At 71.1% G+C, this 26,283-nt stretch carries 23 protein-coding genes; 12 read left to right on the forward strand and 11 right to left on the reverse strand.

Annotated features, from left to right (window positions below; genetic code table 11):
- The first annotated feature begins 156 nt into the window (after positions 1 to 156).
- On the forward strand, positions 157 to 1,056 hold the full coding sequence (locus AC2XR2_RS16020) for an SDR family oxidoreductase (RefSeq protein WP_491515395.1): 900 nt from the start codon (positions 157 to 159) through the stop codon (positions 1,054 to 1,056).
- 200 nt (positions 1,057 to 1,256) lie between these two features.
- Here AC2XR2_RS16020 and AC2XR2_RS16025 read toward each other — a convergent pair whose 3' ends face one another.
- On the reverse strand, positions 1,257 to 2,312 hold the full coding sequence (locus tag AC2XR2_RS16025) for a LacI family DNA-binding transcriptional regulator (protein WP_330266741.1): 1,056 nt from the start codon (positions 2,310 to 2,312) through the stop codon (positions 1,257 to 1,259).
- A 370-nt stretch (positions 2,313 to 2,682) separates the two neighbouring features.
- Here AC2XR2_RS16025 and AC2XR2_RS16030 point away from each other — a divergent pair, with 370 nt between their 5' ends.
- From AC2XR2_RS16030 to AC2XR2_RS16045, 4 genes are all read left to right on the forward strand, one after another.
- A complete protein-coding gene (locus AC2XR2_RS16030) occupies positions 2,683 to 4,008 on the forward strand; it encodes an ABC transporter substrate-binding protein (RefSeq protein WP_449349682.1) in 1,326 nt (441 codons plus the stop codon).
- Positions 4,005 to 5,033 (forward strand): carbohydrate ABC transporter permease, encoded by a 1,029-nt coding sequence (locus AC2XR2_RS16035; protein ID WP_123760911.1) that lies wholly within the window; start codon positions 4,005 to 4,007, stop codon positions 5,031 to 5,033. Before AC2XR2_RS16030 ends, AC2XR2_RS16035 begins: the two co-directional genes overlap by 4 nt.
- A complete protein-coding gene (locus AC2XR2_RS16040) occupies positions 5,030 to 5,917 on the forward strand; it encodes a carbohydrate ABC transporter permease (protein ID WP_491515396.1) in 888 nt (295 codons plus the stop codon). The genes AC2XR2_RS16035 and AC2XR2_RS16040 overlap by 4 nt, the downstream gene beginning before the upstream one ends.
- Before the next feature lie 130 nt (positions 5,918 to 6,047).
- Positions 6,048 to 7,493, forward strand: coding sequence for a GH1 family beta-glucosidase (locus AC2XR2_RS16045; protein WP_449349681.1), 1,446 nt, complete (start codon positions 6,048 to 6,050; stop codon positions 7,491 to 7,493).
- A 115-nt stretch (positions 7,494 to 7,608) separates the two neighbouring features.
- On the opposite strand, the gene AC2XR2_RS16050 is transcribed toward AC2XR2_RS16045, so the two are convergent.
- The 7 genes from AC2XR2_RS16050 to AC2XR2_RS16080 form a co-directional block, all read right to left on the reverse strand.
- Positions 7,609 to 8,922: a glycoside hydrolase family 36 protein gene (locus tag AC2XR2_RS16050; RefSeq protein ID WP_491515397.1), complete on the reverse strand. Its 1,314-nt coding sequence runs from the start codon at positions 8,920 to 8,922 to the stop codon at positions 7,609 to 7,611.
- 27 nt (positions 8,923 to 8,949) lie between these two features.
- A complete protein-coding gene (locus AC2XR2_RS16055) occupies positions 8,950 to 9,831 on the reverse strand; it encodes a carbohydrate ABC transporter permease (RefSeq protein WP_330268835.1) in 882 nt (293 codons plus the stop codon).
- The gene (locus AC2XR2_RS16060; protein ID WP_491515398.1) at positions 9,828 to 10,808 is read right to left on the reverse strand and encodes a carbohydrate ABC transporter permease; all 981 of its coding nucleotides are present in this window, start codon (positions 10,806 to 10,808) and stop codon (positions 9,828 to 9,830) included. The genes AC2XR2_RS16055 and AC2XR2_RS16060 overlap by 4 nt, the downstream gene beginning before the upstream one ends.
- Before the next feature lie 13 nt (positions 10,809 to 10,821).
- Positions 10,822 to 12,126: an ABC transporter substrate-binding protein gene (locus tag AC2XR2_RS16065; RefSeq protein WP_491515399.1), complete on the reverse strand. Its 1,305-nt coding sequence runs from the start codon at positions 12,124 to 12,126 to the stop codon at positions 10,822 to 10,824.
- Positions 12,127 to 12,318: 192 nt separating this feature from the next.
- Positions 12,319 to 13,773 (reverse strand): glycoside hydrolase family 18 protein, encoded by a 1,455-nt coding sequence (locus AC2XR2_RS16070; protein ID WP_491515400.1) that lies wholly within the window; start codon positions 13,771 to 13,773, stop codon positions 12,319 to 12,321.
- Between the two features lie 74 nt (positions 13,774 to 13,847).
- Positions 13,848 to 15,317, reverse strand: coding sequence for a sensor histidine kinase (locus tag AC2XR2_RS16075; RefSeq protein ID WP_491515401.1), 1,470 nt, complete (start codon positions 15,315 to 15,317; stop codon positions 13,848 to 13,850).
- Complete coding sequence (locus AC2XR2_RS16080; RefSeq protein ID WP_330266731.1) at positions 15,314 to 16,003, reverse strand: response regulator transcription factor; 690 nt, start codon at positions 16,001 to 16,003, stop codon at positions 15,314 to 15,316. The genes AC2XR2_RS16075 and AC2XR2_RS16080 overlap by 4 nt, the downstream gene beginning before the upstream one ends.
- Positions 16,004 to 16,101: 98 nt before the next feature.
- Between AC2XR2_RS16080 and AC2XR2_RS16085 the strand changes: the two genes are divergently transcribed.
- Positions 16,102 to 16,608, forward strand: coding sequence for a hypothetical protein (locus AC2XR2_RS16085; RefSeq protein WP_491515402.1), 507 nt, complete (start codon positions 16,102 to 16,104; stop codon positions 16,606 to 16,608).
- A 1-nt stretch (position 16,609) separates the two neighbouring features.
- On the opposite strand, the gene AC2XR2_RS16090 is transcribed toward AC2XR2_RS16085, so the two are convergent.
- Positions 16,610 to 17,473, reverse strand: a complete 864-nt coding sequence (locus tag AC2XR2_RS16090) for a spermidine synthase (protein ID WP_449349677.1) — start codon at positions 17,471 to 17,473, stop codon at positions 16,610 to 16,612.
- 117 nt (positions 17,474 to 17,590) lie between these two features.
- Entirely contained in the window at positions 17,591 to 17,941 is a 351-nt protein-coding gene (locus tag AC2XR2_RS16095; RefSeq protein ID WP_330266728.1) for a hypothetical protein, read from the reverse strand.
- 265 nt (positions 17,942 to 18,206) lie between these two features.
- Here AC2XR2_RS16095 and AC2XR2_RS16100 point away from each other — a divergent pair, with 265 nt between their 5' ends.
- A complete protein-coding gene (locus AC2XR2_RS16100) occupies positions 18,207 to 19,613 on the forward strand; it encodes an NsdA family TPR-like regulatory protein (protein WP_381308928.1) in 1,407 nt (468 codons plus the stop codon).
- A gap of 115 nt (positions 19,614 to 19,728) precedes the next feature.
- Here AC2XR2_RS16100 and AC2XR2_RS16105 read toward each other — a convergent pair whose 3' ends face one another.
- A complete protein-coding gene (locus tag AC2XR2_RS16105; RefSeq protein WP_491515403.1) occupies positions 19,729 to 20,325 on the reverse strand; it encodes a histidine phosphatase family protein in 597 nt (198 codons plus the stop codon).
- Positions 20,326 to 20,534: 209 nt separating this feature from the next.
- Between AC2XR2_RS16105 and AC2XR2_RS16110 the strand changes: the two genes are divergently transcribed.
- From AC2XR2_RS16110 to AC2XR2_RS16130, 5 genes are all read left to right on the forward strand, one after another.
- Positions 20,535 to 21,488: a phosphatase PAP2 family protein gene (locus tag AC2XR2_RS16110; protein ID WP_491515404.1), complete on the forward strand. Its 954-nt coding sequence runs from the start codon at positions 20,535 to 20,537 to the stop codon at positions 21,486 to 21,488.
- Entirely contained in the window at positions 21,439 to 22,599 is a 1,161-nt protein-coding gene (locus AC2XR2_RS16115) for a hypothetical protein (RefSeq protein WP_491515405.1), read from the forward strand. Before AC2XR2_RS16110 ends, AC2XR2_RS16115 begins: the two co-directional genes overlap by 50 nt.
- A complete protein-coding gene (locus AC2XR2_RS16120) occupies positions 22,590 to 24,191 on the forward strand; it encodes a hypothetical protein (RefSeq protein WP_491515406.1) in 1,602 nt (533 codons plus the stop codon). Before AC2XR2_RS16115 ends, AC2XR2_RS16120 begins: the two co-directional genes overlap by 10 nt.
- Complete coding sequence (locus AC2XR2_RS16125) at positions 24,188 to 25,525, forward strand: AAA domain-containing protein (protein ID WP_491515407.1); 1,338 nt, start codon at positions 24,188 to 24,190, stop codon at positions 25,523 to 25,525. Before AC2XR2_RS16120 ends, AC2XR2_RS16125 begins: the two co-directional genes overlap by 4 nt.
- 314 nt (positions 25,526 to 25,839) lie before the next feature.
- The gene (locus tag AC2XR2_RS16130; protein WP_123760929.1) at positions 25,840 to 26,211 is read left to right on the forward strand and encodes a DUF8844 domain-containing protein; all 372 of its coding nucleotides are present in this window, start codon (positions 25,840 to 25,842) and stop codon (positions 26,209 to 26,211) included.
- The last annotated feature ends 72 nt before the right edge of the window (positions 26,212 to 26,283 follow it).

Raw genomic sequence — 26,283 nt, forward strand, 5'->3', positions numbered from 1 at the left:
GCGTACGCCCACGTCACGGGCGCTTTTCGGTACACGGCACCCCTCACCTGCGGTGATGCCTGATCCGTATTGCGCGATGCGAAACAGGCTTTGGACGTCCGCGGTACCGGCTTCGCACGCTGGAAGGGCATTCACTCGTCACAGCGAAGGAACACCATGCGTGTATTCGTCACCGGCGCCTCCGGATTCATCGGTTCCGCCGTCACCCGCGAACTGCTCGACGCCGGGCACGAGGTCCTCGGCCTGGCCCGTTCTGACCGGTCCGCCGAGGCCGTGAAAGCCGCCGGAGCGGAGGTGCACCGCGGCGATCTGGACGACCTCGACAGTCTGCGCCGGGGCGCCGAGGCGGCCGACGGCGTCGCCCACCTGGCCTTCATCCACGACTTCACGAACCTGACCGTCTCCGGTGAGGCCGATCTGCGGGCGATCGAGGCCATGGGCGAGGTGCTCGAAGGGACCGGGAAGCCGCTCGTCGTCACCTCGGGCCTGCTGACCGCGCCGGGGCGCGTGGGCACCGAGGAGGACCCGGCCGACCCGGACTCCCCCGCCAAGCACCGGCACGCCTCGGAGCTCGCGACGCTGGCGCTGGCCGAGCGCGGGGTGAGCTCGTCGGTGCTGCGGCTTCCGCCGAGCGTGCACGGCGAGGGCGACTACGGCTTCGTGCCCATGTTCATCGACTTCGCGCGTGAGAAGGGTGTCTCGGCCATGGTGGACGAGGGCGCCAACCACTGGGCGGCCGTCCACCGCCTCGACGCGGCCCGGCTGTTCCGGCTGGCCCTGGAACAGGCACCGGCGGGCGTACGGCTGCACGCGATCGGGGACGAGGCGGTGCCGTTCCGGGAGATCGCCGAGACCATCGGGCAGGGCCTCGGCGTGCCCGTCATGAAGGTGGCCGCGGAGAACGCGACGGACCACTTCGGGTGGCTCGGCCGCTTCGCCTCCATCGACATGCGGGCGTCCGCCACGCTCACCCGGAAGCTGCTCGGCTGGCAGCCGGAGCACCCCGGCCTGATCCCGGACCTGGAGGCGGGCCACTACTTCAGGACGACGACCTGAGCGCTACGGCTCCGCGGGCTGCGCGGCCGTAGCGGAGCCGTCCGTCCGCGTGCCGGGACCAGTCGGTGCGGACGCGGCCGCCAGGACGAGCCGACGGGCGGCGTCACGAACCCCGGGCCCCTGGACAGCGTCACGCCCCCGGCGCCGAGCCGGACGTGCTGCTCGGATGATCCTTGTGTTCAACCTCTTGACGCAGCAGGTCAGGACGACGTCCGGTGCACCAGCTCCGTGGCCAGGACCACCTGCCTGCGCTCCAGCCCCCGGGACACCGCCGGACGGCGGTCCGCGATCTCGGTGAGGAGCAGGTCGATCATGCGGCGGCCCATCTCCTCGATGGGCTGGCGGACACTGGTCAGGGGCGGGTCCATGTGGCGGGCTATAGCGGAGTCGTCGTAGCCGACCAGAGCCACGTCCGAGGGGATCCGGCGGCCCTCCTCGCGCAGCACCTGGCGGGCGCCCGCCGCCATGACGTCGGAACCGGCGAAGACGGCGTCCAGGTCGGGGCGGCGGGCCAGCAGCTTCGTCATGGCGCGGCGGCCGCCCTCCTCGGTGAAGTCACCGGGCTCGATGAGGCGTTCGTCCACCTCGTGGCCCGCGTCGAGCAGCGCGTCCCGGTACCCGTCGACGCGGCGCTGGGCGCCGTACACGTCGAGGCGGCCGGTGATGTGGGCGATGGTGCGGCGGCCGCCGGCCAGGAGGTGCTCCACGGCGGAGCGGCCGCCGCCGTAGTTGTCGGAGTCCACCGACGGGAGCGTCTCGGCCGCCGAGCGCGGACCGCTGATCACCGCGGGGATCTCCAGCTGGGCCAGCAGGTCGGGGAGCGGGTCGTCGGCGTGGACCGAGACCAGCAGGACGCCGTCGACCCGGTGCGCGGCCAGGTACTGGGCCAGGCGTCGGCGTTCGCGGTCGCTACCCGCGAAGATGAGCAGCAGCTGCATCTCGGTCTCCGAGATCTCCGCGCCCACGCCCTTGAGCATGTCCGAGAAGTACGGCTCGGCGAAGAACCGCGTCTCCGGCTCCGGCACCACCAGCGCGATCGCGTCCGTGCGATTGGCCGCCAGGGCGCGCGCGGCCGTGTTCGGCACGTAGCCGAGCTCCGCCACCGCGGCCTCGACCGCGGCGCGGGTGGCGTCGCTGACCCGGGGCGAACCGTTGATCACCCGCGACACGGTGCCGCGGCCCACGCCGGCGCGCGCGGCGACCTCTTCGAGGGTGGGCCGGCCACCGCTCCGGTTCCGCGCTCCGTGGCTTGCCATGGGCTCCGCCTTCCCCGCCGTGTCTCTTAGCTGGCCTGGAATCTAACAGTCCCGCCTGATGAGCCGGACGTCACCGGGGGCTGCCGCCCCCGGACCCCCGCTTCGGCCCCGAAAGGGCCTCGTCCTCAAACGCCGGACGGGCCGGTGGGTCCAGTTAACGGGCTTATAACTGAACGCATCTCCCCTCGCCGACTCCCTTGACACCCTCGCTCCGACCCGCGAACCTTCAACACATCACCGATGGGAGCGCTCCCACGGTACCTGACACATAAATATCCCGCACGTTCCCCGCCCGAGCCGCAGCTTGAACGAACGGGCCCAACAACGCAGTTGGCCGGGGGGTCGGCACGTCAGGCAACAGGAGGACGCAATGCGCACGACTACCCGCCGGTCCCACCGGCTGTTGGCCCTGGCGGCCGTCGCCGCACTGACCACCGGAGTACTGGCCGGCTGTGCCGGCGACTCCGACGACGGTGACTCGTCGGGCTCGGGCAACAACGCCGGAGGCGGCAAGACCACACTGACCATCGGCACCTTCGGTGTCTTCGGTTACAAGCAGGCCGGACTCTACGACGAGTACATGAAGTCGCACCCCGACATCACCATCAAGGAGAACGTCACCACCCGTACCGACGTCTACTGGCCGAAGGTCCTCACCCGGCTCCAGGCCGGCTCCGGCACCGACGACATCCAGGCCATCGAGGTCGGCAACATCACCGAGGCCGTGCAGACGCAGGGCTCCAAGTTCGTCGACCTCGGCAAGGACGTCGACAAGTCGCAGTGGCTGGACTGGAAGAACGCCCAGGCCACCACCCCCGACGGCAAGCTCATCGGACTCGGCACCGACATCGGCCCGATGGCGATCTGCTACCGCAAGGACCTGTTCCAGAAGGCCGGTCTGGAGACCGACCGCACCAAGCTCGCCGCGCAGTGGAAGGGCGACTGGAACAAGTACGTCGACCTCGGCAAGCAGTACATGAAGAAGGCGCCGAGCGGCACCAAGTACGTGGACTCCGCCTCCTCCGTGTACAACGCGGTCCTCAACGGCGAGAGCGAGCGCTACTACGACAAGAGCGGCAAGGTCGTCTGGGACAAGTCCGCCGGTGTGAAGAACGCCTGGGACGTCGCGATGTCCGTGGCGACCAGCAACATGTCGGCGAAGCTCAAGCAGTTCGACAAGCCGTGGGACCAGGGCTACGCGAACGGCACCTTCGCCACCGTGGCCTGCCCCGCCTGGATGATCGGTTACATCCAGGAGAAGTCCGGTGAGGCCGGCAAGGGCAAGTGGGACGTGGCGGCCGCGCCGACCGCGGGCAACTGGGGCGGCTCCTTCATCGGTGTGCCGACGGCGGGCAAGCACCAGAAGGAGGCCGTCGAGCTCGCGAAGTGGCTGACCGCGCCCGAGCAGCAGGCCAAGGTCTTCGCCAAGCAGGCCAGCTTCCCGTCGACCCCGTCGGCGTACTCCACGCTGAAGGCGGCTACCGCCACCACGGAGTTCTTCAGCAACGCGCCGATCACCCAGATCTTCTCCGACTCGGCGAAGACGATCCCGGCGCAGATCTTCGGCGTCAAGGACCAGCCGATCAACACCGCGCTGACCGACATCGGCATCCTCCAGGTCGAGCAGAAGGGCAAGTCCCCTGAGCAGGGCTGGGACGCTGCCACGAACGAGATCAAGGACGTGCTCGGCCAGTGACAAGCCCCAAGCAGGCACTCGCGCATCCCGCGTCGAGCGTCGAGGCCGCGCCCGGCTCCCAGCCGGGCGCGGCCCGGGGCGCTCACGGTGGCGGTACCCCGCCCAAGGGCCCGAGCCCCTGGCGGAGCAAGCTGTACCGCTGGGACATGAAGGCGTCCCCGTACGTCTTCATCGCCCCCTTCTTCGTCATCTTCGGGGCGTTCTCGCTGGTCCCGCTGCTGTACACGGCCTGGTACTCGCTGCACGACGTACAGCTGTCCTCGCTGGACACCCAGACCTGGGCGGGCCTGGACAACTACCAGAACCTGCTGTCCTCGGACTTCTTCTGGAACGCCCTCAAGAACACCTTCACCATCGGTGTGATCTCGACCGTGCCGCAGCTGATGGCGGCGATCGGGCTGGCGCACCTGCTCAACTACAAGCTGCGCGGCTCGACCGTCTGGCGGGTCGTGATGCTGACCCCGTACGCCACCTCGGTGGCGGCGGCGACCCTCGTCTTCACGCTGCTGTACTCGTGGGACGGCGGCATGGTCAACTGGCTCCTCGACTTCGTGGGCATCGACCCGATCAACTGGCGTGAGTCCGACTGGGGTTCGCAGTTCGCGGTGTCCTCCATCGTGATCTGGCGGTGGACCGGCTACAACGCGCTGATCTACCTCGCGGCGATGCAGGCGATCCCGGCCGACCTCTACGAGTCGGCGGCGATCGACGGGGCCAACCGGTGGCAGCAGTTCATCCATGTCACGGTCCCGCAGCTTCGGCCGACCATCCTGTTCACGGTGGTGGTCTCCACCATCGGCGCGACCCAGCTCTTCGGTGAGCCCCTGCTGTTCGGCGGGGTCAGCGGGTCCAAGGGCGGCTCCGAGCACCAGTACCAGACGCTCGGCCTGTACATGTACGACCAGGGCTGGATCATCGGCAACCTCGGCAAGGCGTCCGCGATCGCCTGGTCGATGTTCCTGATCCTGTTGATCATCGCCGCGATCAACCTGCTGGTCACTCGACGGCTGAGGAAGTCCCAATGACCACCAGTGAACTGACGCTCCCTCAGACCTCCAAGCGGTCGTCCCGCCGGGTGATGGGCGCGGGCAAGCAGCTGCACGCCGGCCCGCTGACCTACGTCGTCCTCGCGGTCTTCGCGCTGGTCTCGCTCGCGCCCCTGGTGTGGACGGCGATCGCGGCCTCGCGCACCGACCGCAGGCTCGCCGAGACCCCGCCGCCGCTGTGGTTCGGCGGGAACCTGTTCAAGAACATGCAGACGGCGTGGGACGAGGCCGGTCTCGGCACCGCGATGCTCAACAGCGTGATCGTGGCGGGCGCCATCACCATCAGCACGGTGCTGTTCTCCACGCTCGCCGGCTTCGCCTTCGCCAAGCTGCGGTTCAAGTTCTCGGGCTTCCTGCTGCTGCTGACGATCGGCACCATGATGATCCCGCCGCAGCTGGCGGTCGTACCGCTGTATCTGTGGATGGCGGACCTCGGCTGGTCGAACCAGCTCCAGACGGTCATCCTGCCCACGCTCGTGACGGCCTTCGGCACGTTCTTCATGCGGCAGTACCTGGTGCAGGCGCTGCCGACCGAGCTGATCGAGGCGGCGCGGGTGGACGGCGCGAGCAGCATCCGGGTGGTGTGGCACGTGGTCTTCCCGGCCGCGCGCCCGGCGATGGCCGTGCTCGGCCTGCTGACCTTCGTGTTCGCCTGGAACGACTTCCTGTGGCCGATCATCGCCCTGAACCAGCAGAACCCGACCGTGCAGGTCGCCCTCAACTCGCTCGGCACGGGCTATGTCCCCGACCAGGCCGTGATCATGGCGGGCGCGCTCCTCGGCACCCTGCCGCTGCTGATCGCCTTCCTCCTGTTCGGCAAGCAGATCGTGGGCGGCATCATGCAGGGCGCGATCAAGGGCTGACGCTCCGTCATACCCCCTTTGTCCTACGGCTCCTGGGGCCGGACCGGCGCTGCTCCGGCCCCCTCCTCCCCACTCCCCCTCCCCCCCGCTATCAGTCGGTCTTTCGACGACCTCCGATGGGAGCGCTTCCATGCCTGATTCCGCAGCACCGGAGACCCCGGTGACCTTTCCCCCCGCCTTCCTCTGGGGTGCCGCGACCTCCGCGTACCAGATCGAGGGGGCGGTGCGGGAGGACGGCCGTACGCCCTCCATCTGGGACACCTTCAGCCACACGCCCGGCAAGACCGCGGGCGGCGAGCACGGTGACATCGCTGTCGACCACTACCACCGCTACCGCGACGACGTGGCGCTCATGGCCGACCTGGGCCTGACCGCGTACCGCTTCTCGGTCTCCTGGTCCCGGGTGCAGCCGACCGGCCGGGGCCCCGCGGTCCAGCGCGGCCTCGACTTCTACCGGCGACTGGTGGACGAGCTGCTCGCGCACGGCATCAAGCCGGCCGTGACGCTCTACCACTGGGACCTTCCGCAGGAGCTGGAGGACGCGGGCGGCTGGCCGGAGCGCGACACCGCGTACCGTTTCGCGGAGTACGCGCAGATCGTCGGGGAGGCGCTCGGCGACCGGGTGGAGCAGTGGATCACCCTCAACGAGCCCTGGTGCGCGGCCTTCCTGGGCTATGCCTCCGGCGTGCACGCACCGGGCCGCACCGATCCGGCAGCCTCACTGCGGGCGGCGCACACGCTCAACCTGGCGCACGGCCTGGGCACTTCGGCGCTGCGTGCCGCGATGCCGGCCCGCAACTCGGTCGCGCTCAGCCTCAACTCCTCGGTGGTGCGGCCCCTTTCGCAGGACCCGGCGGACCTGGCGGCGGCGCAGAAGATCGACGACCTGGCCAACGGGATCTTCCACGGGCCGATCCTGCACGGGGCGTATCCGCAGACGCTGTTCACGGCGACGGAGCTGATCACGGACTGGTCGTTCGTCGAGGACGGCGACCTCGCCCTGATCAACCAGCCGCTCGACGCGCTCGGCCTCAACTACTACACGCCCGCGCTGGTCTCGGCCGCCGACCCGGAGACCAACGCCCCGCGCGCCGACGGCCACGGCAGCAGCGACCACTCCCCGTGGCCGGGCGCCGACGACGTCACGTTCCACCAGACGCCGGGTGAGCGTACGGAGATGGGCTGGACGATCGACCCGACGGGCCTGCACGACCTGATCATGCGCTACACACGCGAGGCCCCGGGCCTGCCGCTGTACATCACGGAGAACGGCGCGGCCTACGACGACAAGCCCGACCCCGACGGCCAGGTCCACGACCCCGAGCGGATCGCCTACCTGCACGGCCACCTCGCCGCGGTCCGCCGCGCGATCGCCGACGGCGCGGACGTCCGCGGCTACTACCTGTGGTCCCTCCTCGACAACTTCGAGTGGGCGTACGGCTACGAGAAGCGTTTCGGCGCGGTCTACGTGGACTACACGACGCTGGAACGGACACCCAAGTCCAGTGCCCTCTGGTACGGCCGAGCAGCCCGCACGGGCACCCTCCCGGAGGTGGAGGGCGTCCAGGGCGTCTAGCCACCACGAAGGCGGGGGAATCCGGGGCGCGGCAGCCGAGGGGGGTGCCGCGCCCCGGCGTTTCACCTGATTCAGGGGCTGCCCGGCACCGCGAGCGGCGATGTCCCCGGGGATCTCAGGCTTCGGCTCCGCCGAGGAGTCGGCGGGTTGTTTCCACTCCCCACTGGTCCAGGGACAGCAGGCGGTCGCTGGAGGCCATCAGGCCGGCGGTCGACTCCACGTGGGCGGCCCAGCGCTCGCGGGTCTCCACGGCGGGGCGGGCCATCAGGCAGTCGGGGTCGTTGATCCACAGGCGGCCGTGCTGCCACTGGCGGCCGGTGCCGGTGAACTCGGCCGGGTCCTGGCCGGGCTGGCTGAAGTCGTCGGCCTCGGGACGCCGGTGCGGGGCCGTGTCGGGGCTGACCCGCATCGCGTCGAACAGGCCGATGGAGGGCAGGATCGGCGCGCCGCAGCCCAGCAGGTACGCGTCCGCGCCGATCGCCTCGCGGATCAGCTCGATGCCGGAGCGGTACGCGGTGAGGGCGTCCACCCCGGCATGCCGTACGCCTTCCAGGGCGCCCGCGTAGAGGAAGTCGACCTTGAAGTAGTCGTAGCCCTCGGACCGCAGCACCCGGAACACGTCCGCGAGGTAGGCCGCGGCCTCCGGGTGGGTGGTGTCCAGCACGCACAGGTCGTGGCCCCAGTTGCGGCCCGCGTGCAGGAAGCCTCCGTCGAGGTCCTCGACCAGCCAGTCGGGGTGCTCGGCGGCCAGGTCGCTCGCCGGGTCGACCAGGAAGGGGGCGGTCCAGATGCCGGCCCTGCGGCCCCGCGCCCGGATCGCGTCGGCGATGCCCTCGCGGGAGCGGAAGCGGCCCGAGAGGGTGAGCCAGTCGCCGAGGGCCTTCTGGTAGCCGTCGTCGATCTGTACGACGTCGACGGGCAGGTCGAGGGTGTCCATCGCACGGAGGTTCTCGTGGATGTCGTCCTCGGTGACCTCCGTGAAGTACTCGTACCAGGAGCACCAGACGGTGGGCGCCGGGCGCGGGGCCCCGGCCCCGAGTCCGGCGGCCCACTCGGCCAGCGTCGCCTGGATGTCCGTGCCCGTGTACTCCTGCACCGGACCGTCGGCGGTGACCTCGGCGGTGTCCGCGGCGACGGTCAGGCGGATCGACGGGACCGCACGCGTCGGTTCCGTCGCCGCCCACAGCCGTACCGGCGACCCGTCCCCCGGGTCGAGCGCCAGCAGCCCCTCGCCCTGGAAGGTGCCTTCGGGGACGGTGACGCCCGGCCGGTAGCAGACCGTCGCCCAGTTGTCGTTCGTCGGGCGGTACGGCTTGTCGCCGAGGGCGTACGCCCCGCTGGGGCTCCAGGACTGCCAGCCCTCCTCGTGGACGCGGGCCCTGCGCGGGTCCACGGGCACGGAGGTGACCGGGGTGAAGGGGTGGGGCACGGTGGTTCTTTCTCGAGTGGCGGGGGATCAGCCCTTGTTGGCGCCGAGGGTCAGTCCGCTGACGAACTGGCGCTGGAGTACGAAGTACACGATCAGGGTGGGGATCGCGGTGAGGAGGGCGCCGGCGGCGACCAGGTTGGGGTCGGTGAAGTACTGGCCGGAGAGGTTGTTCAGGGCGCTGGTGATCGGCATGTTCTCCCCGGTGGAGATCAGGACGATGGCCCAGAAGAAGTCGTTGTAGATCCAGATGGACAGCAACGTGCCCAGGGCGGCCATGGCCGGTTTGCACAGCGGGAGCACGATCTGCCAGTACATCCGCCACACCGACGCCCCGTCGACCAGGGCGGCCTCGGTCAGCTCGTGCGGGAGCATGCGCATGTAGTTGCTGAGCACGAAGGCGCAGAACCCGGACTGGAACGCGACATGGATCAGCACCAGGCCGAGTGCGGAGTCGTAGAGCTTGCCGCTCATGGTGATGCCGGGCAGGTCGACGAGGAGGTAGAGCCGGTACAGGGGGGTGATGATGACCTGCTGGGGGAGCAGGTTGCCGGCGGTGAACACCAGCAGGAGGGCGATGTTGAGGCGGAAGTCGAAGCGGGAGACGTAGAAGGCGACCATCGACGACAGCAGCAGCGTGATCAGTACCGCCGGGATGGCGATGATCAGCGTGTTGCCGAGGTAGTGGAGCATGTCGGACTGCTGGAAGGCGTTGGTGAAGTTGTCGAAGGTCAGCTTGTCCGGCCAGGACACGTAGCCCTTGTTGCTGGTCTCGCTGTAGGGGCGCAGGGCTGCGTAGATCGCCCAGAGAAGGGGGGCGAGCCAGGCCAGTGCGGTGCCGGCGAGGAAGACGTGCAGCAGGATCCGGGCGGGGCGGATCGGCGTTTTGGTCTTGAGAGCGAGGGTGCTCATGCCTGCCGCTCCTTCCGGAAGGTCGCGATCAGGTAGGGGATGATGACCGCGAGGGAGATGACCAGCAGGACCACGGCGATCGCGGAGCCGTAGCCGATCCGGCTGGACTCGCCGATGATGTTGTTGGTGATCAGGATCGACAGCAGTTCGGTGCCCTGGGCGCCCTTGTTGAAGACGAAGACCAGGTCGAAGGCGCGCAGCGCCTCGATGATGGTGACCACCAGGACGACGGTGTTGGTGGGGCGCAGGGTGGGGAAGATGACGTTCTTGAACGTCTGCCACTCGTTCGCGCCGTCCAGCGAGGACGCCTCGCGCAGGGAGGGGTCGACGCCCTTCAGTCCGGCGAGGTAGAGGATCATCATGTAGCCGGTGTGGCGCCAGGACGCGGCGATCAGCACGGCCCACAGGTTGAGTTTGGGGTCGCCGATCCAGTCGATGTAGTGGCCGGGCTTGTTCGCGCCGATGAGGCTGTTGATCAGGCCGGTGTCGGGGTTGTAGACCAGCTGCCACACGAATCCGGTGACCGCCAGGGAGACCACGACCGGCAGGAAGAACGCGGTCTGGTAGAGGCGGGAGAAGCGGATCTTTTTGTCCAGCTGGACGGCCAGGAACAGGCCGAACGGGGTCGGGATCAGGATGAGCACGACGAACCAGATGACGTTGTGCTCGACGGCCGGCCAGAACTGCGGGTTGTCGGTGAACAACTGACGGAAGTTGTCCAGGCCGACCCACTTGATCGAGTCGAAGCCGATCCCGTCCCAGCTGGTGAAGGCCAACGCGATGGACGCCAGCGCGGTCACCCACACCAGCGCCACGTGCAAGATCGTGGGCACGCCCGCCATGAAGCCGAGCGTGATGCGATCACGGCGGGTCAGCAGGCGCTTGTGCCCCTGCGGAACCCGCTTGGTGACAGGGGCAGGGCCCGAAGGCGGCACCGCGGCCGCCTCCGGGCTCTTCGAGGTCGTGTCGGTAGTCATTCAGCCGCTCAGCTCAGGAGGACGCGAAGATCGTCTTCTTCTGGCGTTCGATCGAGGACAACAGACTGTCGACGCCCTTGGGGTTCTGGAGGAACTTCTGCAGCGAGGGCTGCATCACCGTCGAGGTGAAGTCCGGACGCGAGTCACGGTCCATGAACTGCGTCAGGGTCTTGGCCCCCGAGATCATCTCGAACGCCTTCTTCTGCAGCGGCGAGTACGCGGCGGTGGAGGCCTTGTTCGAGGCGGCCACCACACTCGGGTCGCCCTTGAGGTAGGTCTCCTCGGCCGCGGGCGTGCCCAGGTACTCCATCAGCTTGACGACACCGTCGTGGTTCTTCGGGGACTTGGAGACCATGAAGCCGTCGGTGGGCGCCTCGACGGTGTCCTGCCCGTACGCCGGGTTGATCTCCGGGAAGGCGAAGAAGTCCAGGTCGTCCAGGTCGGCCTTGTTGGTGAACTGCTGCGCCACGAACGTGCCCAGCAGGTACATGCCCGCCTTCTTCGCCACCAGCGTCTGCGCCGCGTCCTGCCAGGTGCGGCCCATGAAACCGTCCTGGTGGTACGGCAGCAGCTCCGCCCAGTGATCGAAGGCGGCCTTGACCTTGGCGTCCGTCCACGCGGCCTTGCCCGCCATCAGCTGGGTGTGGAAGTCGTAGCCGTTGAGCCGGAAGTTGATCTGGTCGAAGGTGCCCATCGCCGGCCACGCGTCCTTGTCACCGAACGCGATCGGCACCAGGCCGTCCTTCTTCATCTGCTTGCACAGCGCGACCAGCTGGTCCCACGTGGTGGGCACCTGGTAGCCGTGCTGAGCGAAGACGGACTTGCGGTAGAAGACCGCCCACGGGTACGTGGTCATCGGCACGAAGTAGTACTTGCCGTCCGCGCCCTTGGACAGCTTCTTCATCGCGTCGGGGAAGTTGCCCCCGATCTTCTCCCACACGTCGTCGATCGGCGAGGCGAGGTTCTTGGCCGCGAAGAACTGCATCCGGTACCCGGCGAACCACTTGAACACGTCGTCCGGCGTGCCCTGGAGGTAGGAGTTGATCTGCTCCTGGAAGGTGTTGTGGTCCTTCGTGTTCACCTTGACGGTGAGGCCGGACTGCTTCTGGAAGGCCGCGTAGACGTCCGCGTACGCCTTCTTCGGCACGGCGTCCGAGTCGTTGGAGCCGACACTGACGGTCTTGGGGTCCGAGGAGCTGCCGCTGCTGCCGCAGGCGCTCAGCAGAGGTATGCCGGCACCGAGCAGGGCGGCGCCGCCGATGCCCTTGAGAACGCCACGGCGGCTGGCGGAGGGAAGGGAGGACGAAAGGTCACGCATGTACGGCTCCTGGGGCAGGGGTCCGGTCATGGAGGGATTCGAAGACCGGTCGTAATCGACCAGAAATCAACTTGACCGAACACGGTGGCGTAATGACAGCCGTATGTCAGGTCAACCGTCAAGACCCTTCAGGTCCCATTTGTCGAAACGTGACCGACACCTTTGCGCGCCCTCGTGCGTCCCATGGAATCGTCAGTTGTAGGCGGCGAACGCCTTCGAGAACGCGAAGGCGTCCTGAGCGATCGAGCTGCAGGTGGCGTCAGCGTAGTTCTTCGCGCCGCCCGCGCACTGCTTGTCACGCGTCGCTGACCACATCGACAGCGAACCGAGACCCTTCTCCTCGGCGAAGGCCACCAGCTGGGTCGCGTCGTCGACCGTGAAGATCTCCGAGGCCACGTCGTTCACCCCGATCATCGGCGTGACCGCGACCGTCTTCCAGGCGGCACTGTCGGACAGCCCCAGCACGCTCCTGACCTGCGCCTGAGTGGCTGTGGCGGCCTGCTCGGCGTATGTGCCCATGTCGCCGCTGTACGAGGCCCCGTAGTCCATCGCCATGATGTTGACCGCGTCGATCTGCACGCCGTTGGCCTTCGCGTCGGCGAGGAGGTTCACCCCGTCCTGGGTCAGGCCCTCGGGCATGACCGGCAGCGTGTAGGAGACGTCCAGGCCGGGGTGGCGGGCCTGGAGCTTCGCGATGGCCTGTGCCCGCCGGGTGTTCGCGGCCGTGTTCGGCAGCGCGCCGCCCTCCACGTCGAAGTCGACCTTGGTCAGGCCGTACGCGTCCACGACCTTCCCGTACGCCGCCGCCAGCGCGTCCGCCGAGGAGCAGGCCGTGGCGAGCTCGGAGCCGGAGGCCCCGCCGAAGGAGACCCGGACGTCACCGCCCTTCGCCCGCAGCGCACCGATCTGCGCGGCCACCGCGTCGCTCGTGAGGTCGGTCACCCCGCCCCACTTGGGCGTGCAGCCGCCGCCGTCGGTCACGAAGGCCAGGTTGTAGTCCTTCACGCCGGTGGCCGCGGCGCTCGCGAGGAGGTCGAAGGCGGGGTAGAGGGAGGTGTCGACGTACGGGGCGAAGCCGGCGGTGGTGCCGGTGCCGGTGCCTTCCGTGGCGGTGGGGGCCGGTGTCGACGGGGTCGTCCGCGTCGGTGTCGGTGTCGGTGTGCGCGTCGGCGTCGGTGTCGGGGACTGTGTCGGGCGGCCGCTGGGCTCCGGGGTGGCGGTGTCGTCGGCGGAGCACCGGGCGCCGTCCACGAGGCAGCCGGTGGGGTCGGCGGTGCCGTTGACGACGAAGCCGACGGTGACGGACTCCCCGGGCGCGAGTCCGTCGGTGTCCCACTTCGCCGACGTCACCGTGACGTGCTGTCCGCTCACCGCCGACTCGGCGTTCCACAGCGAGCTCAGCCTCGTGCCCGACGGCAGGTCGAACTCCAGCTTCCAGTCCCTGTCCGCGCCGGTGCTGTTGTTGGTGACCACGTACTGCGCGGTGTAACCCGTCGACCAGTCACTGGTCTTCGTGTACGCGGCGCCGACCCCGGCCGCCTGGGCGGTACCGCTCAGAACGACCGCGCCGGTCCCCACCACGGCGGCCGCGACCACCCCGCCGATCACCTTGTTCCTGCCGCTCACCTTGCGTCCATGCATGCTCATGAGGCGGCACGCTAGCGAGCCGGAATCGGGCAAATAGCCTGATCAGGACGGGGGTTGAGGATCTTAGGGCGCACTTAAGGAAGGGATCGGGATCGGTTAAAGGTCGAGACCAATCTGCCCGTACGGCGTCGGCGCACCCGGTGTCCCCGGCGCACCGGCTCCCGCCCGTCCAGCTGGATCCAGACCCGCACCTCGGTCCCGCCCAGCACCGACGATCCGATGCGGACGTCCCCGCCGGTCGACTCGGCGAGCCGGCGCACGATGTCGAGCCCGAGCCCGGTCGACCCGGCGCTGCCGGAACCCCGCCCGCGTGCCATCGCGGCCTCGGGGTCCCGGATGCCGGGGCCGGCGTCGGAGACGAGGACGATCACGGCGTCCTCGCCGTTGTGGACGTCGACCGCGAAGGCGGTGCCCTCCGCGGTGTGCCGGAAGACATTGCCGAGCAGGGCGTCCAGCGCGGCCGCGAGGTCCGCGCGGGCCACGGGTATGCGCACCGGCCGCTCGGTGCCGGCGACCCGCCACTTGCGGCCCTCGTCCTCGGCGAGCGCCGACCAGAACCCCATCCGCTCCCGGACCACCTCGGCCGCGTCGCACCCGGCGCCCGGCCCGGCCGCCGCGGTCTGCGGCTTGGCCTCTCTCGCGGTACGGATGATGGTGTCGACCTCGCGCTCCAGCTGCGCGACCGCCGCCCGCGTCTGCTCGGCGGCCGGACCGTCCCCGAGCGAGGCCGCGTTCAGCCGCAGCACGGTCAGCGGGGTGCGCAGCCGGTGGGAGAGGTCCGCGGCCAGCTCCCTCTCGTTCGCCAGCAGTTGGACGACCTGGTCGGCCATGGAGTTGAACGCTACGGCCGCCAGTCGGAGTTCGGTCGGCCCCTCCTCCGGTACCCGCGCGCCCAGTTTCCCCTCCCCCAACTCGTGGGCGCCCTCGACGAGTTTCTGCGCGGGCTGCACCATCCGCACGCCGAGCCGGTCGGCGACCGCGACCGAGCCGACGACCAGCGCGATGCCGACGCCCGCGAGGACCGCCCAGGCGGTCGCGACGCCGTTGCTGACCTCGGCCTCGGGGACGTACACCTCGACGACGGCGATCTGGCCGGAGCTGAGCGCGACGGGCTGGAGCAGGGTGGAGCCGCCGGGCACCTCGGTGGTGGAGGCGCGGCCGAGCCGGCGCACGGTCGCGATGTCCTCGTCGGCGGCCCGCTGCCGCCCGATGTCGAGGGCTCTCTGACCGCCCTTCGGGTCGCCGTCGGCCGCCGCATCGCCCTTCTGGTCACCGCCGGCCGCCGCATCGCCCTTCTGGTCACCGTCGCCCGGTATGTGGACGGCCATCCCGGAGTCCGAGCCGGCCGAGGCGACGACCCGCTCCAGCTGGTCGCGGTCGGTGGTGATGGACAGGGCCGGGGCGACGGCGGCGGCCTGGCGCTCGGCGTTGGAGAAGGCGCGGTCCCGGGCCATCTCCTTGATGACGAGACCGAGCGGGATCGCGAAGGCGACCACGACCATGGTGGTGACCGCCAGGCAGACCTTCACGAGTGCCCATCTCATAGCGGCGGCTCCAGCTTGACCCCGACGCCCCGCAGGGTGTGGAGATAGCGGGGCTGTGCGGCGGTCTCCCCCAACTTCCGCCTGAGCCAGGAGAGATGGACGTCGATCGTCTGGTCGTCGCCGTAGGACTGCTGCCAGACCTCCGCGAGGAGTTCCTTGCGGGGGACGACCACGCCGGGGCGGGCGGCGAGGAAGGCGAGCAGGTCGAACTCGCGGCGGGTGAGGTCGAGTCGGACGCCGTCCAGCTCGGCCTGGCGGCGCAGCGGGTCGACGCTCAGGCCGCCGACGCGCAGCACGCTCTCCGGCGGGGCGTCACCGCCTGCGGCTCGGGACCGCCGTAGGACGGCCGACATCCGGGCGGAGAGGTGCTCGACGGAGAAGGGCTTGGTGAGGTAGTCGTCCGCCCCGGCGTTGAGCAGGCGGACGATCTCCGTCTCGTCGTCCCGCGCGGTGGCGATGATCACCGGCACGTCGGTGATCCCGCGCAGCATCTTCAGGGCCTCGGAGCCGTCCAGATCGGGCAGACCGAGGTCCAGGATCACCACGTCGAAACGGAAATGGGCGACCTCACGCAGCGCCTCCAGTGCCGTCCCGACGCTGCGCACGGTGTGTGCCGCGTCGGTCAGGTGCCGGATGAGCGCCGAACGAACGAACTGGTCGTCCTCGACCACGAGCACACTTGCCATGCGCCGCACCGTACGCGATTCGGGCGAGCGCGGTCGGGGCCTGTGGACAACTCAGTCCGGGTGCGGCCCGTGGGACGCGTGAGGCAGTATGGCGGGCGATGCGCAGAGGACTCGTACACGTACTTGCCTGGCTGCTCGCCACGGGCGCGGCGGTCACGCTGTCGTGGTGGGGTGTCCACACGGTCATGGCGGGCACGGCCTACGACCCGCCCCGCGCCCTGCCCATCGCGACGGCCGAGGCGACCACGCAGGAGTCGAAGCCGCTGGCGTCCCGGACGCCGGCCCCGACGAGACGCGCGGCCCCCTCGAAGAGCCCGTCGCCGACGCCGAGCGCCACGACCGCTCGCCCGACCCCCTCGAAGAGCCCTTCTCCCACCGCCTCCGGCCAGGTCAAGAGTTACGACACCGACGGCGGCCGGGCGGTCTTCGACCTCGGTGAGACCTCGGCGACCCTGGTCTCCGCGACCCCCGGCACGGGCTGGTCGATGCAGGTGTGGAAGACGGAGTCGTGGATCCGGGTGGAGTTCTCCTCGGGCGCGGACCGGGTGTCGGTGTTCTGCACCTGGCACGACGGCCCGCCGCGGGTGGAGATCGGGACGTACTGACTCAGCGGAACACCGAGGGCGGTGGCGCCGGGGAGGCCACGGCCTTCGCGTCCGTCACGGGTACGGCCCCGCCGGTGAAGTCGAGGAGCGACTTGCCGTGTTCGACGCGGCCCGGGTGCGGGTCGGAGGCGGCCCTGCGGGTCAGTTCGGCGACCGGCAGGGGGGTGTCGGAGGCGACCAGGACGGCGTTGCCGAAGCGCTTGCCGCGCAGCACGGTCGGGTCGGCCACCAGGGCGAGTTCGGTGAAACGGGCGGCGGCGGTGGCGATCTGGCCGCGGAGGTGGGCGAGCGGCGGTCCGTCGGCGAGGTTCGCGGCGTAGTGGCCGCCCGGTTTGAGGGCCCTGCGGACCTCGTCGAGGAACTCGGTCGAGGTGAGGTGCGCGGGAGTTCTGGCGCCGCTGAACACGTCGGCGATCACGAGGTCGGCCCAGCCGTCGGCGACCTTGGCGAGGCCCTCGCGGGCGTCGACGGACCGCACCCGTATCCGCGCGGTCGGGTCCAACGGGAGCTTCTGCCGGACCAGTTGCACGAGGGCGGCGTCCCGCTCGACGACCTGCTGGGTGGAGCGGGGGCGGGTCGCGGCGAGGTAGCGGGCGAGGGTGAAGGCGCCGCCGCCGAGGTGTACGGCGTGCACGGGCTTGCCGGCCGGGGCGGCGAGGTCGATGACGTGGCCGAGCCTGCGCTGGTACTCGAAGGAGAGGTGGCGGGGGTCGTCCAGGTCCACGTGGGACTGGGGGGCGCCGTCGATGAGCAGGGTCCAGGCGTTGGGCCGTTCCCGGTCGGGGATGAGTTCGGCGAGGCCGCCGTCGACCGGTTCAACAACGGGTTCGGCGACGGCCTTGTCACGCCTCTTGGACTTGCCCATAACGCCATTATCTGCGGCGGAGGGTCGTCTCGCGTCCGCGGGCCGGTGGGGGCTGGTCGCGCCCCGCGGCGGAGCCGCGGAGCGATACAGTCCCGCGCCCCTGAGGGGTGGGTGCAGTCACTGGCAGTTGTCCGCGGCCTCGATCAGTCTCGCCGCCTCGTCCAGTGCTGCCCGTAGCACTGCCGGGTCCGTCGCCAGGTCGGCGTCTCCCGGTGGCAGCAGCCAGTCGGCGCCCTCCACCGGTGGCTCAGGAGCGAGCCGTAGCCCCCGGCCGTCGGTCTCCGTGCAGGTACTGCCCGGCACGTCCCAGCCCGCCGCCGTCCCCGGTGGCACCAGGAAGCCCAATGTCTGGCCGCCGTCGTCGTGCAGCACCGGTCCCACGCCGTCCCCCACCCCCCGCCGCAGGATGTCGACGGCCTCCAGGCCGTGTCGCGTCGGTACCGTGACCACGTCACAGCTGATCTCCATCGCGGCCTCCATCAAGGAACCCTCGTCCGACTCCACGGGGTTCAACGCGCGCCCGCGTCAACGGCTACGGCGCAAGTCCGCCGCAAAGGATGGCAGTTCATGGCAGATCTCGGATGAGATATCCGGTTTGTAGCCAAACCCCGCGTGGCGGCCCGGACACAGCGGGTACGTTCTTGCCCGCCGGAAACAGGGCGTCACACTGACAAACCAGTCAACTCGCCCCACCTCCGGCATGGTTCGACGGTTCGCACGAGAGGACCCGGCCATGGCGTCGTCACAGGTGACCTCGTCCCAGTCCCCCATGCCACCGCGGCCGAACCTCGCGTTCCGGCGCCTGCGCGGCCAGCGCTCGCCGGCCGAGTTCGCCGCGGCGGTACGACGGGCCGCGCGCGAGATCGGTGAACGGGTCAGCTGCGACGCGCGCTATGTGGGCCGCGTCGAGGCGGGCGAGATCCGCTGCCCCAACTACGCGTACGAACGGGTGTTCCTGCACATGTTCCCCGGCCGCACGCTCACCGACCTGGGCTTCGCGCCCCGCTCGACCGTGCGCGGACGCCGGTCACGGGACGCGTCTGAGACGCCGGGGGCCTACGAGCCGTATGACACGCAAGACACGCAGGACCCTGACGAGACGTACGACAACTACGAGGAGAGCGACGTGCTGCGTCGCGCATTCATGACCGGCGGGGGCGCCACGGTGGCCGCCGCCTCGCTGGGCCCCTTCGGGCTCGCCGCCGACGCCACCGCCGCCGGGCGGCCGGTGCGCCGCGCCGGGGCGAGCGAGGCGGGTGCCCTGGAAGAAGCCGTCCGCAGGATCCGGTTGCTGGACGACCGGCACGGCGCGGACGGCCTGTACCGGCGCGCGGCGGCTCCACTGCGGGCCGCTTACGCGCTCCTTGACGCCGGCGCGACCCGGCAGACCACCGCCGACCGGCTGCACGCGGGCGCGGGTGAACTCGCCATCTCGGTGGGCTGGCTGGCGCATGACTCGGGACGGTTCGACGACGCCCGCTCGCACTACGCGGAGGCTCTCGCGACGGCCCGGGTGACCGGTGACGACGCCCTGGAGGCACACGCCTTCTGCAACACGGCCTTCCTCGCGCGGGACGCCGGCCGGCCCCGGGAGGCGGTGCGGGCCGCGCAGGCCGCGCAGCGGGTCGCCCGGCCGCTGGGCTCGGCCCGGCTGATGTCGCTGCTCTCGCTGCGCGAGGCGGGCGGCTGGGCGGGCCTCGCCGACCGCACGGGGTGCGAGCAGGCCCTCGCCCGCGCGCAGGCCTACTTCGAGCGCGGCCTCTGCGACGCGGACCCCGAGTGGATGAGCTTCTACGGCGAGGCCGAGCTGGAGGGACTGGAGGCGCAGTGCTGGTCCACGCTGGGCGACTGGCGCCGGGCCGCCCGGCACGCGCGCCGGGCGGCGGATCTCCAGGACCCGCACTTCACCCGCAACATCGCGCTGTACACGGCCGAACTGGCCGACGACCTGGCCCGCGGCGGCCGGCCCGACGAGGGGGCGGCGGCGGGGCTGCGGGTGCTGGAGCTGTTGGGCGAGGTCCAGTCGTCCCGCATCCAGACGATGCTGGCGGGCACGGCGAGGGTGCTGCTGCCGCATCGGAGGGCGGCGGGGGTGTCGGCGTTCCTGGAACGCCATGCGTCTACGCCGAGGACCGCGTGACGGGGGCGTTCGTCGGGTGCGGCCCGGTGGGGGGCTTGTCGCGCAGTTCCCCGCGCCCCTCAAAGGCGTGACTGCACGGGGAACTGCGCGAGCAGCCCCACCGGGCCGCAGCCGACTACGAACCCAGATGCCCCAAGTCGTTCCAGCTCTCGATCGCCGGCTCCCCATAGGCCCAGCCCAACACCGAAAGGGACGTCGGATTAAGCCGTATCCGTGCCGCGAAGGCAACCGGCAGCCCCAGCCACCGCGCCCCGATGGACCGCAGGATGTGCCCGTGGGCGAACACCAGCACATCCCGGTCCGCGGACCGGGCCCACGCCACGACCTCGTCCGCCCGCGCGGCGACCTGCTCCAGCGACTCCCCCGAAGGGACCCCGTCCCGCCAGATCAGCCACCCCGGCCGCACCGCCTGGATCTCCTCCGGCGTCATGCCCTCGTACGCGCCGTAGTCCCACTCCATGAGCGTGTCCCAGGTGGCCGCCCGCTCCCCGAACCCGGCGAGTTCGCAGGTCTCACGCGCGCGTGCCAGGGGGCTGGTGCGGATCTCCAGCCCGGGGAGGCCGTCGTACGGCGCCCGGTGCAGCCGTTCGCCGAGCAGCTTGGCCCCCCGCCGGCCCTCCTCCAGAAGCGGCACGTCCGTCCGGCCCGTGTGCTTGCCGGACAGCGACCACTCGGTCTGTCCGTGCCGGGCCAGCAGGATGCGCGGTGCCATGAAGAAACCTTTCCGGGGGAAAGCGGAGGCGGAACCCCTCCATCATCGCGCACCCTGTGGGAGGGCAACCCGAGGGGCGATCTCTGCGTCTTCGAGGACCGAAGGCGCTGCGTGGGGGCACTCCACAGGGGCCCGCAGATACGCCGTAAAGTGGCACGACCGGACAACGACCGTCGGAAGCCGCGCGAAACGAAGGGGGACAGGATCGGATGCCGCTGACCGAGACACCAGGCACCGAGGCAGTCCCGGACACGCGGCTGCGCTGGTGGACCGAGCTCCCCCTGATCGTGCTGGTGTACGCCTGCTACAGCGCCGGCCGGCTCCTCGCCAGGGGCGACGTCACGGGAGCCGTCGACCACGGTCTGGCGATCCTCAAGGTCGAGAAGTTCCTGCACATCAACGCCGAGCACCCGCTGAACCGGCTGTTCACCGACCAGGCGTGGATCGGCGTACCGGCGGACTTCTGGTACGCCTCGCTGCACTACCTGGTGACGCCCGCCATCCTGGTCTGGCTCTTCCGCTCCCGCTCCGCGCACTACCGCGCGGCCCGCACCTGGCTGATGACGTCCACCTTCATGGGCCTGATCGGCTTCACCCTGCTGCCGACCTGCCCGCCCCGCCTCCTGTCGGCGGGCCACGGCTTCGTCGACACCATGGCCCAGTACAGCTCGTACGGCTGGTGGGGCGGCGAGGCGAGCGCCCCGCGGGGCATGGGCGGTATGACCAACCAGTACGCGGCCATGCCGAGCCTGCACGTCGGCTGGGCCCTGTGGTGCGGTGTGATGCTGTGGCGCTACGGCGACACGCGTATGACCAAGGTCGCGGCCGTCGCCTACCCGCTGATCACCACGATCGTGGTCATGGGCACCGCGAACCACTACTTCCTGGACGCGGTCGCGGGCGCGGCCGTGATGGGACTCGGGTTCCTGCTCGCCCCGTACGTCAGCCGGGTCGCGGGGCGGGCCACTGCGGGGATCCGGGCTCGGATAGCAACCGTCACCGTCGCCTCTCGGGACGCAGAGCCCTCAATTGTCAGTGGCGGATGCCAGACTTCGGCGGGTGAGCACATTCCACGGCAGCGCGAGTCCCGGTTCGCCCCAGGAGCCGAGCCGAGTGCCGCTCCCACGGACGCGGGGGACGGCGCTCCGGCAGCGGCTCGCTGAGCTGCGCGGCCCCGAGGTACCGGCCAAGGCACTGGACGCCCGCGCCCTCGCGGCCCTCGCCGCGAACCCCGGGTGCAAGCGGCGCGCGATCCTCGACGGCGCCGGGGTGAACAAGACAGCTCTGGCGAGCGCGCTGGGCGCGCCGTCGGCCTTCGGTCAGTCGCAGTTCGCCCTGACGCGCGGCAACGCCTTCGAGGCGAAGGTCAAGGCGGACGGCGGCGCGGAGCTGCTGCGGCTGGTGCACGAGCGCCTGGACCGCGGCGCCGAGCCGCCCGCCGAGGCCGAGGTCCCCGACCTCACCGCGATCGGCCCCGAGGGCCGTACCGCGCGGACGGCGCTCGCCCTGCGGGAGGCGATCGCCGGTGCCTGGACGCTGCTCGACCACCCCATGCTCGCGCTCGACGTCGCCGGTTCGCCCGCCTTCCTGGAACCGGACGCCGTGGTGGTGCACCCGGACGGCAGCTGGACGGTCGTGGAGATCAAGTCCTTCCCGATGCTGGACGGTTCGGCGGACCCGGCGAAGGTGGGCGCGGCCGCCCGGCAGGCCGCGGTGTACGTCCTGGCGCTGGAGGAGGTCGCGGCCCGGATGGAACCGGCGCCGAAGGTCCGCCACCGCGTTCTTCTGGTCTGTCCCAAGGACTTCTCCAACCTCCCCACCGCCTCGGCCGTCGACATCCGCAAGCAGCGCGCGGTCACCGCCCGCCAGTTGACCCGCCTCACCCGCATCCAGGACATCGCCGATGCCCTGCCCGACGGCACCTGTTTCGCCCCCGACCTGCCCGCGGCCGAGCTGACGGCGGCGGTCGAGTCGGTCCCGGCGACCTACGCCCCGGAGTGCCTGTCCGCCTGCGAACTCGCCTTCCACTGCCGCGACCGCTCCCGCGCGGAGGGCGCGGTGACCACCCTGGGCCGCTCGGTCCGCGCGGAGCTGGGCGGTCTGACGACGGTGGCGGACGTGCTGGCGGCGGCCCGCGGCGAGACGGGGGACCCCGACGACCCGGCGGTGGCGGCGCTGCGGAGAGCGGCCCAGCTACGGGCGGAGGCCCTGGGGGTGCCGGCGGAAGCTCTGAAGGTGCCGGCCGAGGTTCCGGGGGTGCGGGCATGTCGCTGATCGCCACCCTGGCCCGGTTGGAGGCCGTCAGCACCGGCCGCGCCCAGCCGGCCGCGACCGTCCGCCACCGCCATCTCTCCGACCAGCCCCTCGTCCTCGTCCCGCTCACCACCGCGGGCGAGGCCGGTGCCCCGCTCGGGGCGCTCGTGGGGACCGACCGGGACGACCCGCACCTCCTGGTCGTCCCGCAGCCCCGGGACCGGGACCTCAGGTTCGCGTTCCTGGCCGAGCTGGCGGACATCGTGCTGCCCTACGTCGACGGGTACGCGGCGGCGGTGGAGGCCGCCGAGCGCAACGAGACCGATCCGGAGACCGGCAAGCGCGTCAAGGTCGAGGTCGAGCTGTGCGCGGACGCCCCGCAGCTGATCCTGCCGAGCCGCGCGGGCGTCGATTTCGTACGGCTGCTCGGGCGGTCCATGCGGTTCCGGCGTACGGCGGAGCAGGACCCGGAGACCCCGTATCCGGCCCCGCCCAGGGTGCCGTTGCTGGGCCGGTGGCTGACCCACTTCGGGGAGCGGGCCCGGGTGCCGGGCTCCTCGCTGCTGCCCGCCATGACGGACCTGCTGGCCCGGCACTGGTCCACCGGACAGTCCACCCTGGAGGACCAGCACCTGGGCGCGCTGCTCGCGTGGATCGACCCGCCCGAGGGCCGCTCCGGCGCCGAGGCCGCGCTGGAGGCCGAGCTCGCCCGGGACGAGCAGGGCCAGTTGCGGCACCCGCCGGCCGGTCCGGCCACCGACCCGGCGTTCGACAACAAGCTGCTCGCCCCCGCCTTCGAGCGCTACGACCGCGCGCGCACCGCCCTCGCCGCCGCCGAGGACGGCCTGGAGGCCGACGACCGGCTCGGCGCGCTCACCGCCGCCGAGCAGGAGATCCGCGCGCTCGTCCTGAGCCGGACGCGCCCCACCTGGGACGCGGTGTGGCGGGGCCTGGACCTGCTGCGGGCGCTGCCCGAGGGAGCGCATGTCGAGGAGCGGTGGACGCGCGACCGGTGGTCGTTCACGAGCCACCGGGACCGGGTCGTGGCGGGCGAGCCCCCGCAGCCGCGCCGCGACGACGCGGTGACCGCCGCCAACAAGCTCGCCTCGCGCGAGCGCGAACAGGCCCGCCTGGAGGCGCAGGAGGCGCTCGACGACCCGCTGGTGATGGCGGGGCGGCGGCTGGCCGGGGAGGCGTTCGCCGGGGAGGTCACCGACGTGGTGATGACCTACAGCGAGGGCAAGCGGCCGAGCCCGCGCCCACTGGTCACCGTCCGCACGGACGACCGGCCGCATCTGGGCGAGCGGGCCAAGGTGTACCGCTCGCTGGGCGGGAAGCCGCAGTCGGCGGAGTTCGTGGGGTACGAGGACGCTCCTGACGGCAGCGCGCTGATCGTCCTCAAGATCCTCGACAAGATGGGGCGCGGCAAGGAGCCGGAGGCCGGGTCGGTGCCGGAGAAGGGCGACCGGTTGTGCTTCACGCTCTTCGAGCACGAGCAGCGCGGCGGCGCGAAGCTGCCCGACCCGGAGGACACGCCCTGGACGCACGGCGGTCCGCCCGGTGAGGCCGTGCAGGAGACCGCCGATCCCGTGACCCCGGAGGACGTGCTGTGACCACCCAGGTCTTCGATGCCGGAGCGGCCGCCGGCGAGGCCACCGACGCGATCCTCCACGACACCCTGCACGGCACCCACCGCGGTGTGGTCGTCGACTCCCCGCCCGGCGCCGGAAAGTCCACCCTCGTCGTCCGCGCGGCGCTGGAACTGGCCGACGCGGGGCGCCCGTTGATGGTGGTCGCGCAGACCAACGCCCAGGTCGACGACCTCGTGCTCAGACTGGCCGAGAAGAACCCGGAGCTGCCGGTCGGGCGGTTGCACAGCAGTGACGCCGACCCGTACGACAAGGCGCTGGACGACCTGCCCCAGGTCCGCAAGTCGGCGAAGGCGGGCGATCTCACCGGCCTGCCCGTGGTGATCTCCACGGCCGCCAAGTGGGGGCATGTGAAGGTCGACGAGCCGTGGGCGCACGCGATCGTCGACGAGGCGTACCAGATGCGGTCGGACTCGCTCCTTGCGGTGGCGGGGCTGTTCGAGCGGGCGCTGTTCGTGGGCGACCCGGGGCAGCTGGACCCGTTCGCGATCGTGGGCAGCGAGCAGTGGGCGGGGCTGTCGTACGACCCCTCGGCCTCGGCGGTGACGACGCTGCTGGCGCACAACCCCGAGCTGCCGCAGCACCGCCTGCCGGTGTCGTGGCGTCTCCCGGCGTCCGCCGCGCCGCTCGTCTCCGACGCCTTCTACCCGTACACACCCTTCCGCAGCGGCACGGACCACGACGACCGCCGGCTCGCCTTCGCCGTCGCCTCGGACGGCTCGGGCCCCGACCGGGTGATCGACGCGGCGGCGGAATCCGGCTGGGGCCTGCTGGAGCTGCCCGCGCGGCACACTCCGCGCACAGACCCGGAGGCGGTGCGGGCGGTGGCGTCGGTCGTACGGCGGCTCCTCGACCGGGGCGGGGCGGCCACGTCGGAGCGCTCACCGGACCCGGCTCCCCTGACCGCCGACCGGATCGCCGTCGGCACGGCGCACCGGGACCAGGCGGCGGCGGTCCGCGCGGCGCTGGCCGACCTGGGCGTCACGGAGGTCACCGTCGACACGGCGAACCGTCTCCAGGGCCGCGAGTACGACGTCACGGTCGTCCTCCACCCGCTCTCCGGCCGCCCCGACGCCACCGCCTTCCACCTCGAGACGGGCCGCCTGTGCGTCCTGGCCTCCCGCCACCGCCACGCCTGCATCGTGGTCTGCCGAGCGGGCGTGACCGACCTCCTGGACGACTACCCGTCGACGGAACCGGTCCAGCTGGGAACCCTGGTGAAGTTCCCGGACGGCTGGGAGGCGAACCACGCGGTGCTGGCACGGCTGGCGGAACACCGGGTGCCATGGCAGCCGTGACCGGCCCCCGACACCCCCACCGCCGGACGGAGTCCGGCCCGCCGCCGGAGGCGGCCCATGCATACAGCCCGGACGGCTGGGAGGCGAACCACGCGGTGCCGGCACGGCTGGCGGAACACCGGGTGCCATGGCAGCCGTGACCGGCTCTGGACTCCCCGGCCCCCCGGGGCAGCCGTGAGCGGGAACATCGCCGGGGCCGTAGTGCTTGGTACCGCCGGAGATGGACCGCCCTCTTGCACGGGCGCGGGACAATGGACGGTGGCCCATGCACAGGCGGGCCGTCGGTACGGACGAGGTACGAGGAGGATGAAGACATGGCGGAGCCCACGCCGCGTCGGAACGAACCGCGGCTACGCCCCGCGCCCCTGCTGTTCGAGCCCGCACAGGTGGCCGACGACCCGGAGCACTTCTTCGACCTGGAGTCGATCGACGACCCCCGCGCGCAGCTGACCCGGGCCACCGAGCTGGCGCACGCGTTCCGCGCCGCGGCGGACCGCGCGGTCGAGTTCCAGGCGATGGCGGCGGCCCAGCTGGCCGACCCCCGGCGCTTCGACCGGCTCACCGCGGCGGACATCGCCGAGCGTGCCGAGTGGACCGAGGACTACGCGAAGAAGATGGTCGAGTTCGGCCGCGATCTGCTGCGCGGTGCGGAGGGCGGCGGCCCCGGGCACGCCGACCCCGTCTGAGTGGTCGGCCCCCGGAGCCGTCGTACCGCCCGAGTAAGGCTTTGGCATATGCCAGGCGGGCAAGATACTCCC

It is taken from the genome of Streptomyces sp. LS-MS-L19 (genome assembly GCF_058382285.1).

Excerpts from the sequence above, each read along its gene's own strand:
- AC2XR2_RS16045 (WP_449349681.1), top strand. The coding sequence starts at position 6,048 with ATGCCTGATTCCGCAGCACCGGAGACCCCGGTGACCTTTCCCCCCGCC.
- AC2XR2_RS16060 (WP_491515398.1), bottom strand. The coding sequence starts at position 10,808 with ATGACTACCGACACGACCTCGAAGAGCCCGGAGGCGGCCGCGGTGCCG.
- AC2XR2_RS16085 (WP_491515402.1), top strand. The coding sequence starts at position 16,102 with ATGCGCAGAGGACTCGTACACGTACTTGCCTGGCTGCTCGCCACGGGC.
- AC2XR2_RS16020 (WP_491515395.1), top strand. The coding sequence starts at position 157 with ATGCGTGTATTCGTCACCGGCGCCTCCGGATTCATCGGTTCCGCCGTC.
- AC2XR2_RS16070 (WP_491515400.1), bottom strand. The coding sequence starts at position 13,773 with ATGAGCATGCATGGACGCAAGGTGAGCGGCAGGAACAAGGTGATCGGC.
- AC2XR2_RS16110 (WP_491515404.1), top strand. The coding sequence starts at position 20,535 with ATGCCGCTGACCGAGACACCAGGCACCGAGGCAGTCCCGGACACGCGG.
- AC2XR2_RS16095 (WP_330266728.1), bottom strand. The coding sequence starts at position 17,941 with ATGGAGATCAGCTGTGACGTGGTCACGGTACCGACGCGACACGGCCTG.
- AC2XR2_RS16075 (WP_491515401.1), bottom strand. The coding sequence starts at position 15,317 with ATGAGATGGGCACTCGTGAAGGTCTGCCTGGCGGTCACCACCATGGTC.
- AC2XR2_RS16065 (WP_491515399.1), bottom strand. The coding sequence starts at position 12,126 with ATGCGTGACCTTTCGTCCTCCCTTCCCTCCGCCAGCCGCCGTGGCGTT.
- AC2XR2_RS16080 (WP_330266731.1), bottom strand. The coding sequence starts at position 16,003 with ATGGCAAGTGTGCTCGTGGTCGAGGACGACCAGTTCGTTCGTTCGGCG.
- AC2XR2_RS16040 (WP_491515396.1), top strand. The coding sequence starts at position 5,030 with ATGACCACCAGTGAACTGACGCTCCCTCAGACCTCCAAGCGGTCGTCC.
- AC2XR2_RS16090 (WP_449349677.1), bottom strand. The coding sequence starts at position 17,473 with ATGGGCAAGTCCAAGAGGCGTGACAAGGCCGTCGCCGAACCCGTTGTT.
- AC2XR2_RS16055 (WP_330268835.1), bottom strand. The coding sequence starts at position 9,831 with ATGAGCACCCTCGCTCTCAAGACCAAAACGCCGATCCGCCCCGCCCGG.
- AC2XR2_RS16105 (WP_491515403.1), bottom strand. The coding sequence starts at position 20,325 with ATGGCACCGCGCATCCTGCTGGCCCGGCACGGACAGACCGAGTGGTCG.
- AC2XR2_RS16030 (WP_449349682.1), top strand. The coding sequence starts at position 2,683 with ATGCGCACGACTACCCGCCGGTCCCACCGGCTGTTGGCCCTGGCGGCC.
- AC2XR2_RS16120 (WP_491515406.1), top strand. The coding sequence starts at position 22,590 with ATGTCGCTGATCGCCACCCTGGCCCGGTTGGAGGCCGTCAGCACCGGC.
- AC2XR2_RS16100 (WP_381308928.1), top strand. The coding sequence starts at position 18,207 with ATGGCGTCGTCACAGGTGACCTCGTCCCAGTCCCCCATGCCACCGCGG.
- AC2XR2_RS16025 (WP_330266741.1), bottom strand. The coding sequence starts at position 2,312 with ATGGCAAGCCACGGAGCGCGGAACCGGAGCGGTGGCCGGCCCACCCTC.
- AC2XR2_RS16130 (WP_123760929.1), top strand. The coding sequence starts at position 25,840 with ATGGCGGAGCCCACGCCGCGTCGGAACGAACCGCGGCTACGCCCCGCG.